Origin of the sequence: Paenibacillus sp. FSL R5-0486 (genome assembly GCF_037975155.1) — a bacterium.
Taxonomy (GTDB): domain Bacteria; phylum Bacillota; class Bacilli; order Paenibacillales; family Paenibacillaceae; genus Paenibacillus; species Paenibacillus amylolyticus.
The window spans coordinates 5377164-5389330 of record NZ_CP150237.1; the positions used below are offsets into that span (position 1 = coordinate 5377164).

13 protein-coding genes and 1 pseudogene are annotated in these 12167 nt (G+C 43.1%); 3 read left to right on the forward strand and 11 right to left on the reverse strand.

Features of this window, described 5'->3' with window-relative positions:
- Positions 1-545 precede the first annotated feature (545 nt).
- Entirely contained in the window at positions 546-1001 is a 456-nt protein-coding gene (locus MKY01_RS23885) for a hypothetical protein (protein WP_339283848.1), read from the reverse strand.
- Positions 1002-1208: 207 nt separating this feature from the next.
- On the opposite strand from MKY01_RS23885, the gene MKY01_RS23890 reads away from it, so the two are divergent.
- On the forward strand, positions 1209-1409 hold the full coding sequence (locus MKY01_RS23890) for a hypothetical protein (RefSeq protein ID WP_026080945.1): 201 nt from the start codon (positions 1209-1211) through the stop codon (positions 1407-1409).
- 269 nt (positions 1410-1678) lie between these two features.
- Here MKY01_RS23890 and MKY01_RS23895 read toward each other — a convergent pair whose 3' ends face one another.
- The 4 genes and pseudogenes from MKY01_RS23895 to MKY01_RS23910 all read right to left on the reverse strand — a co-directional run bounded on the left by MKY01_RS23895 (position 1679) and on the right by MKY01_RS23910 (position 4684).
- Entirely contained in the window at positions 1679-2137 is a 459-nt protein-coding gene (locus MKY01_RS23895) for a GNAT family N-acetyltransferase (RefSeq protein WP_047843914.1), read from the reverse strand.
- 64 nt (positions 2138-2201) lie between these two features.
- Positions 2202-2417: pseudogene (locus tag MKY01_RS23900) on the reverse strand (hypothetical protein).
- 416 nt (positions 2418-2833) lie between these two features.
- Complete coding sequence (gene pyrH, locus MKY01_RS23905) at positions 2834-3571, reverse strand: UMP kinase (protein ID WP_036668708.1); 738 nt, start codon at positions 3569-3571, stop codon at positions 2834-2836.
- A gap of 375 nt (positions 3572-3946) precedes the next feature.
- The gene (locus MKY01_RS23910) at positions 3947-4684 is read right to left on the reverse strand and encodes a cyclase family protein (RefSeq protein ID WP_339283849.1); all 738 of its coding nucleotides are present in this window, start codon (positions 4682-4684) and stop codon (positions 3947-3949) included.
- 200 nt (positions 4685-4884) lie between these two features.
- Between MKY01_RS23910 and MKY01_RS23915 the strand changes: the two genes are divergently transcribed.
- Positions 4885-5520, forward strand: a complete 636-nt coding sequence (locus tag MKY01_RS23915; RefSeq protein WP_315371825.1) for a type 1 glutamine amidotransferase family protein — start codon at positions 4885-4887, stop codon at positions 5518-5520.
- On the opposite strand, the gene MKY01_RS23920 is transcribed toward MKY01_RS23915, so the two are convergent.
- Positions 5504-6430, reverse strand: a complete 927-nt coding sequence (locus MKY01_RS23920) for an NADP-dependent oxidoreductase (RefSeq protein WP_315371822.1) — start codon at positions 6428-6430, stop codon at positions 5504-5506. The genes MKY01_RS23915 and MKY01_RS23920 overlap by 17 nt on opposite strands.
- 196 nt (positions 6431-6626) lie before the next feature.
- On the opposite strand from MKY01_RS23920, the gene MKY01_RS23925 reads away from it, so the two are divergent.
- Positions 6627-7505, forward strand: coding sequence for a PhzF family phenazine biosynthesis protein (locus MKY01_RS23925; RefSeq protein ID WP_339283851.1), 879 nt, complete (start codon positions 6627-6629; stop codon positions 7503-7505).
- A gap of 69 nt (positions 7506-7574) precedes the next feature.
- Here the strand turns inward: MKY01_RS23925 and MKY01_RS23930 are convergent, their stop codons facing one another.
- The 5 genes from MKY01_RS23930 to MKY01_RS23950 all read right to left on the reverse strand — a co-directional run bounded on the left by MKY01_RS23930 (position 7575) and on the right by MKY01_RS23950 (position 11866).
- On the reverse strand, positions 7575-8522 hold the full coding sequence (locus tag MKY01_RS23930) for an alpha/beta hydrolase (RefSeq protein WP_339283853.1): 948 nt from the start codon (positions 8520-8522) through the stop codon (positions 7575-7577).
- A gap of 110 nt (positions 8523-8632) precedes the next feature.
- On the reverse strand, positions 8633-9349 hold the full coding sequence (locus MKY01_RS23935; protein WP_036617320.1) for an expansin EXLX1 family cellulose-binding protein: 717 nt from the start codon (positions 9347-9349) through the stop codon (positions 8633-8635).
- A 338-nt stretch (positions 9350-9687) separates the two neighbouring features.
- The gene (locus tag MKY01_RS23940; protein ID WP_339283856.1) at positions 9688-10893 is read right to left on the reverse strand and encodes a cation:proton antiporter; all 1206 of its coding nucleotides are present in this window, start codon (positions 10891-10893) and stop codon (positions 9688-9690) included.
- Between the two features lie 3 nt (positions 10894-10896).
- Complete coding sequence (locus MKY01_RS23945; protein ID WP_036617317.1) at positions 10897-11403, reverse strand: cation:proton antiporter regulatory subunit; 507 nt, start codon at positions 11401-11403, stop codon at positions 10897-10899.
- Positions 11393-11866: a GreA/GreB family elongation factor gene (locus MKY01_RS23950; protein WP_051449595.1), complete on the reverse strand. Its 474-nt coding sequence runs from the start codon at positions 11864-11866 to the stop codon at positions 11393-11395. The genes MKY01_RS23945 and MKY01_RS23950 overlap by 11 nt, the downstream gene beginning before the upstream one ends.
- Positions 11867-12167 lie beyond the last annotated feature (301 nt).

Sequence of the window (12167 nt, forward strand, 5' to 3'; positions counted from 1 at the left end):
CCCTCTCGTTTCTACTCTGGTTCAATTGAGCCAAAGCAATGGTATGGATGTCATTCACACCATATCATAACATAATGCCTTACTCGAACACATGAGTTCCATCGTGCTGGAAAAGGATCGAAATCGGCCAAGCTACTTTGTTCACTCAAACAAATCATCCATCGATTTCACAGGTTTCACTTCAATCGGTTGCTTTGACAAGACCATACTTGCATAGGTACCTGCCCATATTATAACTGCCATAATAACGTAGACCATCCATACTTACCTCCCTGTTTCATACGGATTAGGATTTTGCGATACTTACCACATGTGACTATTTCTCTAGTTAATAAACAAACTTTATAAAGTGTATTACGTAAGTATGCGAGGATAATAGTTCTTTGTCAATATGATATAGATTTATCCGAGCCGTTTTCAGTCCAAGGAACATGTGGACAACAAGACTACAACAACGCGTATTATCTCGATGTCCATAAAAAATAACTGTCGAAAGAATCATTCAACGATTCTTTCGACAGCCGTTTGTTCAATATACAAGCAGTTTATTTTGAATATATTCGCTGTACCCCGGGCAATAAGCTCACAACTTGGATACCCACTCCCCATGCAAAATAGACCAAGTGAATGATAGAGACATCCTGAATCCAGTACACCTGCGCCATAATCCAGATGATGAGAGCAAACCCCGTATACAACGAAAAAGTCCAAGCCCAATAGCGGTCAGGATAGAGATTCAGTCTCTCACCCAGCCCCCAATGAATGTAGCAGATGAGCGAAATAGCAATCATTGTAGGCATCACGCCAAGAACTAGCAATAGGATGATCCCCGGGAACAAAAAACTGGCAAACGGAGAATTCTCCAACAAAGATGCGGGCAAATTCACCATACTTCCGGATGGGTCTATGATTAAAATGATGCCTCCAATGATCGCCCCAATCCCCAGCATTCCATGCATCAACATGAGTAACCACGATCTGCCTATACGCTGCTTCATCATGAATGGCTCCTTCCGTTCTCTCGTTTCTCAACCTCATATATGGAGGATTATACTCAAACCCTCTAGTACCATTCTCACACATGCCACGTATTGTTCCTGTGCTGCTTTTCACTATATTGATCTCGAAAATCATTCGTAATGGAAAAACTTGATAAAAGAACGTACGTTCGGTATAATGGGATTATCCTGAATAAGCGAGAGGCAGATATGGACGACAAATTTATTAAGGAATTACGCGAGATTAGTCGGGATGACAGACGAAGATCGGAATTTATGATTCAAGGTTTGAAGGAAACACTGCAAGAACGCAAAGAAGAAGGCATACTCAAGCGCTGGATACGGCGTAAGAAAACAGAGAAAAAAATCTCTCAAAGATTTAATCAAGATCCTCACTCGGATCAAAAGTAACAACATAAAAAGGAGGCGGAATACGCCTCCCTTGCTTGCTATTTACATATGTGAATCATTTAGACTTTGTTAGTTGTGACTTAACCCATAAGTTTGCCAAAGCACACATTTATGCTTCTAAATAAATCAAATCCTAGCTGAACTTGGTTCCTCATAAGCTTACTTGCCTCTTGCCAGTTAGCTAAATGAAAAAAGAGCAGCCTGCCATCCTGCAGTCTTCCCCATGCTTTATGAACTAACGTTTCCCGTTAGCTTATAAGTAAGGGTCTCTATAGCTCTTTTACCATCTTCACAACTTCAATTTCATAATTTAAATGCTTATAGAAATTTACGGCACGAAGGTTATTGTTAAAGACATTCAGTATAAGCTGTCGATAGCCTTTTTGCCTTGACCACTCTTCTGCTTTGGTCATGAGTCCCTTGCCGACCCCTTTTCCTTCTCCTTGTGGAGAAACCGCAATCGCCACAATATAACCTTGTTCTATATCGTTCAATTTATCTTTATGCGGCTGTACTTCAAGGAAACCCAGTAGCTCTCCTGTTTCATCTTCCGCCACAAAAATCTCCGTACCAGGAGAAAGATTGTCTACTGATTCTTGGGCTAGGCTGAGCTGTGATTCTTCCATTTTGTCTGGATCACGCCAGCTCATCAGCTCAAAGTCCATAAATCGTAAAGCCAGACTTACAATGAAATCTTTATCGGACTCTTGAAAAGCTCTAATCTGCATACACTTACCCCTTATATATAATATAAATTATGGAATACCTGTTCTAATCTTAAAATTAATGCCGTTATTTCTCCCAAAGCTCGACCAGTCGACCTTCAGGAACTTCATTCAAAATAAACTTTCCAAATTCACTAATCTCTTTTTTCTTTGCAAGAAGTACACTAATCTGTTCAAGATGCTTCATAGTCTCGTTTAGATTATGTACTTAGAAATTTAACATCACTTGTTGTTCTGTTGGAAAATAACTGTCATTCTCGATAAAGACTGTACCTTTTTTTATAACTTCAAGATTCTTAGTTCTCCAAAATACTCCTCCGAAACCTTTATCATCGTATCTAAGTCCTGTTTATCATCAAATTTTTAGCTATCCGATTACATTAAATATTCGAGGTTTAAATAAAAATACCTTTTTCAACTATTCTGCCCGTTAGTTGAACTAAAGCAGCTGATCACGTTGGTAGCTGCTTTGTTGGATTTATTGAGCTATCGTTTCCCGTTAGCGTAATGTTCTGTACTTCTACCTATGATACGGATCACCGTAATGAATCAAAACATAAAGTATCTTTTGATCACAAGATATACATATCAACATAAACAAAATCCCACTCCATGGCCGAGTGGGATTTTGAATAGAACTTCTCTTTTGTGGAACTATCGTTCCGCTAAATCAAGGAAGAGTAGTATTTCTAACATACTTCATTCCAACTCTAGAATTGATTCGCCACTAATTATCGTACCATTATTCTTACCCTCACAGATTTCTTTCATCGAACCTGGTTTATCGAAGTTAAACACATGCATTGGCAAATTGTAGTCTCTTGCCAAAATGAAAGCTGATTGGTCCATTACCTTTAAGTTGTGTTCTAAAACGTCGTTGTAATGAAGCGAACGAAATTTCTTTGCATTTTTATCAAATTTAGGGTCTGCATTAAGAACACCATCAACACCTTGCTTTGCAACTAATAAGGCGTCACAATTAACCTCGATGGCTCTTTGTACTGAAGGATAGTCTGTTGTAACGTAAGGTTGACCGTTCCCTCCTGCAAAAATTACAATATAGCCTTTCTCTAGATGGTGAACTGCTCTTAGACGGATGTATGGTTCTGCAACTGAAGTAATAGGTATAGCGGTCATTACCCGTACTTCCTTTTTGGTCTTGGCTTTAAGAACTCCACGAAGCATTAAACTATTTACTACAGTCGCAAGTGTTCCAATGTTGTCAGCTTCTGCCCTTTCTATCCCCCAGCTTTCCGCCATATTACCTCGAAAAATATTACCCCCACCAATAACTAATGATACTTCAACTCCTAAGTTTACTATTGACATAATTTCATCAGCGATTTGGTCCAATCTTTCCGGTTCAAAACCAAATTCAGAGTTTCCGGCTACTGCTCCGCCACTTAGCTTAACGAGAACTCTTTTATACCTTGACAATTAATACACCCCCATAAAATAAAAACACTAAAGCAATAAATGCTTTAGTGTCCTACAGGAATGGAAATATGAAATTACACAAGTCGACTGAATATAAGTCTTACTTTTCCACCTCATACCCCCACCCCTTCCATGTTTTTCCGTTAAGTAATTTTACATTACGTGAGGCTAAATTGCAATTACCGTCAATATTAAATCTGCAAGCAATTTCAATAAGTTATAGAATGATTTACGATGAGCCGTATCAAAGAGCTACCTTGCCACTATCCTGCCCCTTAGCTGAAAAACAGCCGACTATTTAGCCGGCTTTCTACTTGAGTATCATTCTGAGTTCTGTACCTGATTTAACTATTTCAGCTTTTGATCTACCCCGTATTACGGCAGAATGGCAAAGGACCGGACTGGAAAACCAGAAGCTCTCTCCGCTTTGGGTACAATGTTGAAGATTACCGCGCCTTTAGCCGGCACCTGATCCAGGTTTGTTAACAGCTCGACCTGGTATGTATCCTGGGCAAGTACATAATATTCTGCCAGAAGTGCCCCATTCTTCTGATAATCCACCGCTGAATCCGTGTCAAAGGTTTCATGCCCAATGGCTTGTACTTTTCTTTCCTCAAATAAAAACATGAGCGCACGAACCGACCATCCAGGTGCATGACTGTTGCCCTCCGCATCCTTGTTATCAAATGTTTCATGATTAGGCCAGCGTTTGCTCCAATCGGTACGTAAGGCTACAAAGCTTCCAGCTTCAATCACGCCATGCTCTCTTTCAAATTCAAGAATATGCTCCACATCCAGTGTGAAATCCGGATTGTTCTCTACTTCGGCGGACTGGTCAATGACCACAAACGGGAGCACAAGCTCTTTCAAGCCCAGCTCATCCAGATACCGGGTATCCCGAACGAAGTGGATCGGCGCATCAAGATGTGTCCCGTATTGACCCGGGAACTTGAAGCTCTGGGCAAAGAAACCTTGATCGTGATCAAACAGTGTATCGAATTGCGCTGCCTCAAAAGCTGAAAAATGTGGAGAGTTTGGACCAAACGTATGGGTCAGATCCACCCATTTCTTTTCTTTTAACAATTGAATGGCTTGAATGAGTTCGTTGGACATCCTAATCACCTCATGCACAAAATGGAATAAATTTCTCCTATTATATCTTATTCCACTACAATTGGGGAGCAGTCCCTATATTGGTTCTTAGGGCTGTTAATTTTCAAATTTAAAAACTTCACTGACCGTAGATGTCAGTGAAGTTAATTTATAATACAAGAGTAATCCATTCAATCATGAAAACAAAAGGAGCATGTATGATGCAAACGAAGAACGTATATCTATATGTATTTGATACGATGGCAGACTGGGAGGTAGGATATCTAACTGCTGAATTGAACTCGGGAAGGTATTTCAGGAAAGAGATCAAGCCTTTACAGGTCGTAACCGTAGGCGTGGATAAACATCCGGTAACTACCATGGGCGGATTGAACATCCTTCCTCATATTTCTATTGATGAATGTACATTGAAAAGTGATGACGTCATCATTCTTCCAGGAGGAAACACCTGGATGGACACCATCCATGATCCCCTATTGAAAAAAGTTGCTGCCTCTATAGAAGAGGGTACGGTTATTGCGGCGATTTGCGGTGCGACAGTTGCACTTGCAAAAATAGGGATACTGGATTCCAGACAGCATACAAGCAATGATTTAGAATACCTGAAGATGATATGCCCAGATTATACTGGAGAAACCTATTATGTAACGGAGCCTGCAGTAACCGATGGAAATCTAGTTACTGCATCTGGAATAGCTCCGTTAGAATTTACGATGCATGTGTTGAAGCTGTTGAATGTCTATACACCAGAAACATTACAGGCCTGGTACAATCTATATCAGACTCATGAGTCCAAATACTTCTACGAGTTAATGAATTCTATTGCACCTGAATAACCAGTTTCCCGCGGGTATGATGGGTTTCACTCTTCTCATGTGCTTCCCTTACTCCCTGTTGAGTTAGCGGGTACGTTCCATCAATAATCGATTTGAGCTTGCCTTCCGCAGCCAGTTCAGCCAGCTGATCCAGTTGATCCCCTTTGGGCTCCATCATGAAGACGTTGGCCGTTACTCCGGCTTCCTTGGCAAGCTTCTCATCCGGTTGTTCCACCAAGGATACCAGATGCCCGCCAGACTTTAACACCTTGAAGCTATTGCGCTGAATATCACCGCCCATGGTGTCCAGCACAACATCATAACCGGAGAGAATCTCCGAGAAATCTTCTTTTTTATAGTTGATAAAATGATCCACACCCAACGAGCGAAGCAACGCTTCGTTTGATTCACTTGCCGTGGAAGCCACTTCAGCGCCGAGGGACTTGGCGATCTGAATGGCATACGTTCCCACACCACCTGCACCAGCATGAATGAGTACCTTCTGCCCTTTGCCTAAACGTCCGTGATCCACAAGTGCCTGCCATGCCGTCATCGCCGCTAGCGGGATCGCTGCTGCTTCCTCGAAACTCAGTTGCTCCGGTATACGGGCAATAATGTCTGCATCAACAGCAACATATTCTGCATAGGTTCCGAATTGACGCGGACGCGCAAATACCCGATCACCTTCTCTGAACCGCGTGACATTTGAACCTGCTTCAGCCACAATACCCGCAACATCGCCGCCCAGAATCAACGGAAAATTCTCCGCTGCTTCTTTCATATAACCTTGTCTGATTTTGAAGTCGACCGGATTCACCGACGTGGCATGTGTTCGAATTAATACCTGATTCACTCCACATGTTGGCTTGGCTACTTCTTGTTCCTTCAATTGTTCCGCTCCACCAAATTCCTCAATCACAATTGCTTTCATTAGAAATCCCAGCCTTTTCATTGATTATTGTTATACTCTCTCTCCCTTCATTACCCTTTCCCGGCGATCACTTGACCTATTCATTCAAAATTCACAGCAATCTGGGATTCACAAGCCCGTTCAACAATCGTGATATAATGTCCATTATCGATTACGTTAAATCTTAACCCAATAACTGAACAAGCGAGGTAACACGATGGAAGTAGAAGTAAGTACATTACATTCATTTTCGGACAAGGCTCATGGCGGAAACCCCGCAGGTGTTGTTTTACAAGCAGCGCATTTGTCTGAAACCCAGATGCAGGAGATTGCCAGACAAGTCGGTTTTTCAGAGACTGCGTTTGTCATGCCGTCGGATCAGGCTGATTTCAAAGTACGTTATTTCACCCCAAGTGATGAAGTCGATCTATGTGGACATGCCACAATTGCTTTATTTTATCTAATGAAGACACAACATCTCGTTAATGTTGGTACATATACACTGGAGACACTGGCCGGAATTCTTAAAGTTGATATCGAAGTCAATGGAGAAGTCTATCTGTCTCAGACGTTGCCGGAGTTTGGGGAGATCGTGGATCGACAGCAGATTGCCGATTCGTTACGTATTTCTATGGAGGATTTGCATTCCGAGCTACCTGTACAGATTGTGTCTACCGGGTTACCCGATATCCTGATAGCTGTTAAAGATGTTAATGTTCTGACCAGTATCGATCCTGACTTCCAGCGTATCACTGAAATAAGCAAGGCTCATCATGCCATAGGTTATCACGTGTTTACACTCGAATCAGATGCTGAGGACGTTCTGGCAGAATGCCGTAATTTTGCACCGCTTTATGATATACCGGAAGAGAGCGCGACAGGCACATCCAATGGTGCCATGCTCTGTTATTTATCCCAATACAACCAGCTTACAGATCCTCATCTTCACACGTACATGATCAGACAAGGGTATACCATGAACCGCCCCTCTGAGATCCGAGCCAGATTAACATTGGACAGCTCTAATGAAATCACACAGATTCAGGTTGGCGGTAGTGCAATTCATATCAAAAACATTCAAATACACCTCCCTTAGTGGGAGGTGTTTTACGTACTTAGGATATGTAAACTATCTTATGCGAAGCAGTGTAGTAGCCAGTGTTCATCATTGAATTTGTTGTAAAAATCGTAGTACCGCTACCTCCAACTGGTTCAGCCCTGGCTGCTCTATAGGAAAATGACCTGCCCCTTCCAAGATCACACATTCCTTCTCCACCACCAGACGATCAAAAAAAGATTGGCTGAACCTGATCGGTGTCATGGGATCCAGTTCAGGGTGAACCAACAGGACCGGACACTGGTTGAACTGTTCCGGGCTTATTTCCGGTTTTTTATTAAGGAATGTTCTTAATAATTTCAACGGAATACGTGTAGCTGCCGCTTGTGGATCATTCATAATAAGCCGGGTTAAGTCCTGGTTATTAGTAATCAGTTGCATTCGGGATACCTGTTTGACCGAAATACGTACATGATTCAGCAGACCTGGGAACAGATCCATCATCCGTTTTCCCGCCCGACTCACCAGACGATTCGGTGCAAGCTGATCTCGCATTTTCGGATTACTCGTATCTACAAATGTAGTTGCGATCAAACCCTTAACACGCTTGCTGCGTGCACTGGTGTGATAGGCAAGCATCCCTCCGATGCTACTTCCCAATACAACGATTGGCTTGCCGTCTTTTTTGTATTCCCGTTCGATGAGTGACACAAGCAGCTCTATCCAAAGTTCGTAGTTAATACGTGTACCAGACATTGCGTAACTTAACCCATATGGCGGAAGATCTGGCGATACCACCTCGTATCCATGTCGCTGCAACATGCGGGCATACGGAGCGAGCAACCTGCCATTGCCTCCCGCACCATGAATGAACAGAATTTTGATTGAAGACTCCGGCGCAGGCAAGCGATCGATATGCAGATGAACCCCATTTGACTCCCACCATTCTTCCTCAGGAGCTGTATGCTCCCCTAACCTCACTTCTTCCGGGAAAAAGCCCTGATACTGTTTCCAATAGGGATGTGTTGTCTGATATGAAGGCAAACTTTTTTTCATACGTTACATTCTCCTCTTTTTGTATACAAAAAAAAGCCGTACAGTGTACGACTTTTCGTTAAGAATACGTCTATGACCATACTTCTTTTTATAACAACTCCGTATATCTGTCAATCGGGAAACTGTACATTGCCCGGTACGATATATGCACCACCTGACCCATCATTAGGCAGAGCCGGGATCGTGTCATTTAATACCTGACCGCGAATATCGGTAATACGAACGTTTAATTTTTCTTTGCCCAGTCCAGTTCCGAGGAAATGATTATAGTCTTGCTTTTCAAGATTGAGCCACGTACCATCCTTCTGTTTCACTTCGAACTTCAGCACCGGATATTTGTGATTACGAACCTGAATGGCTGCCCACCACTGACTGCTGCCTTCCTTGATCCGATAAGAGACGTTGCCTTGAATTGGAGCTTTGACCACTTTCCAGCTGATATCGATTTTACCTGCCTTTGGGTCACCGATCAGGTTAAAGGCATTCGGTGAGAGATCCAGCGCTCCGCTGGCGCCTTCTGGATAAAGGTCTGTTACATAGACGGTTGTTTTGCCTTTAGGGCCCTGCACCTCGAGATAGGCTCCCGCTAAAGCAGCTTTGACACCGTTATAATTGAGTTGAAACGGATTAAGTGCAGTAATCTTCATGTCCGCCGGGATGGGATCAAGCAACACTGCACCTCCCGAGTAACCTGAGCCTGTATACGTCGCGTAACCCTGATATGTATCGTTCCATGCAGCAGATGCAGGCAGAGCAAATAATACGAGACTGAGCAACACCCCTGTACCGGCCCATTTTAACCGTTGAAATCTACTTTTCTTGTTCATGAGCTATTCCTCCTCGTTCGTTCTCGTGTACATAGTGCGTTCAATTGCTAGATTTGAATATAACATTATTTTACATAATATGTTCTTATTTTCAATCCCTCTCAACCAAATCACAACTATAGTCCTGCCCGTGGACTTAAACATTCACGACCACGCACAAGATATGGATACATACCATAATTTGGTGAAGTAGGTATAATAACAAGGCTGTATTGGATGGATTCCTCGTAATAAAAAAACGCCACACCCTGGAGTAATTTCGCTCTCCAAATGGTGTGGCGCCTATTAAACACTACGGTCAGAATAACCTGTCTGTCCTAGGACATACAGCGTTTGACTCAACCCGTTTCCCTTCGTTTCATCCGCTTCCTTAGCCGCGCATACTGAGCATAGATCCGCGGAGATTCTTTGGTCAGGATAGGCCCCAGCACAGCCAGAATTAACACATACAACACGGCAAACGATTGGATGGATGCCATCAGCCCTCCGGCCTTGCCGATGTTCGCCATGATAATGGAGAATTCACCCCGCGAGACCAGGGTAAAGCCCACATTCAATGATGCTTTAGGGCTCATTCCAGCCAGTCTGCCAGCGATCATACCTGCACCATAGTTACTGGCAATCGTCAGAATAACGGCAATAATCGTCATCCCAACAGCTCCGCCAAGTGAAGCCGGCTCGATGGTCAGGCCAAAACTGAAGAAGAAAATTGCACCAAAAAAATCTTTGAAAGGCATGATCTGATGTTCAATCCGACTCACATGTCTTGATTCGCCCAACACAAGCCCCATCATCAACGCTCCAATAGCTTCCGCTACGTGCAGCGTCTCCGAGAAACCTGCTACCAGGAAGAGCAGTGTCATGACGGTAAGCAGAAACAACTCTGATGACTTGATATTCAGTGCCTTATCAATATATTTGATGCTTTTCCTGCCAATAATCAGGAACAGCACAATAAACAGCAGGGCAGACAGCGATACTAACAGAACACTTAAGAATGAAGTTGCCCCGCTGAGCACAAGCCCGGTCAGGATGGAGATATGAATCGCGATGAACAAGTCATCAAACATGATCATGCCCATAATAATCTCTGTTTCAGGGTTTGCCGTGCGTTTCAGATCAACGAGCACTTTAGCTACAATGGCTGTAGAAGAGCTGGTCATGATCCCGCAGACAACAAGTGTCTCCTGAAGGGGCAGATCCATGAACCACCCCAACAGCAATCCAGAGATAAAATTCAGACCAACATAGAACATGCCCCCGGTCAGAATGGCTTTACCAGACTTTAATAAACGGGAGACCGAGAACTCCAAACCCAGATAAAATAACAAAAACAGAATGCCAAGCCTGCCCATAAATTCAATAAAGGTCGAACTTTCGATAAAACGTAAATCCACTATGCCGATCTGTGGTGCATGTGGTCCAACAGCCATACCAATCAGGATATAGAAAGGAATGACTGAAAATCGTAATCGTGAAGATATCAGCCCAGTAAGTGTAATCAGCGCAACGGCAATTCCCACTTCGAATATGAGCATATCCATAGGCTAAGTCCGTCCATCAGTCAACAATTGTTTGAGATGTTTGATCTGATTCCGTTCACCGGCAACTACAATTGTAGCTCCAGCGGTAAAAGCATAATCCGGGCCTGGATTAAAATGCTTCTCCTTATCCTTGGTCACAACAGCGAGAATTACGGCGCCCGTAGCCTGACGGATATCCAGTTCACCAATCGTCATGCCTACGCTTGCGGCGTGGGGCTCAATCCGTAGCCATTCGATTAACAGCCCTTCAAGCATCACTTCACGCTCATCCTGAAACTTCGGTTTATAGGTCATACCACCAACAATAGCGGCTACCGCCCGGGCTTCATCATCGTCCAGGGTGACCAGAGATACCATATCACCCACCTCTTCAGGTGTATCCCCTGACTCCATATGGAACAGGTCACGTCGCTCGTCGTTATGAATCACTATGACCAAATGCTCACCACTACGGGTATGCAGCCAGTATTTACGTCCAATCCCTGGTAAGTCCGTCTCTTTAAAGTGCATGATCTGCACCCCCTAGCGCCGGCTCGTTCAAGGTTTCGCTCCTCAGCTCGATCCCCGTAATGCGGATTCTCATGGAACCTGATGGTGTATGAACAGACCTAACTTCCCCTTTACTGCCAAGCAGTAATTGACTCCCTACTGGAGAGAGGAAGGAAATACGACCCTCATCAGGATTAGTATCCTCTGGCATGACAATCATGAACGAATCTGACGTATGAAAATCGAGATATTCAAAATCAATATGACTGCCGATCAATACAGCTGAGTCCAGATCTTCATCAGGACCCAGGAGCAGTTTTTCCACATACTCTGTATATGCGGACAATTGTTTTTCCAATTGTATCCGCTCTGGATCACGCGCGTCGAAATAGTCGTCGAGAAATGTTCTTTTCTCTTCACCGAATGTAAATAGCTGGCTCACCAGCTTCTCTCTGCAATTATGGCGGGAGGTCCTATGGTTCATAGTAGATTTCCCCCCCTATACAAGCCTTGTTCTCCATGTTGATTGGCATGTTTCTCTTCATCATCTTGTTTTCCTCCTTTATATTTTAAAAAGACCCCGGAATACGAGACCTTCTTACCATCTTACCAAAACTAATATTTTAATCCAGTATATTCGTCTAACTTGCTTTTTTATTATCATTTGTGGTCATATCTTCCATTTAATAACTTAATTCTTCACATCATATGGTAGATCCATAGAACATTTTAATTACTGCATAAAAAACATTTTATGAATTTTTATCTCGTATTTTTATTTGCTT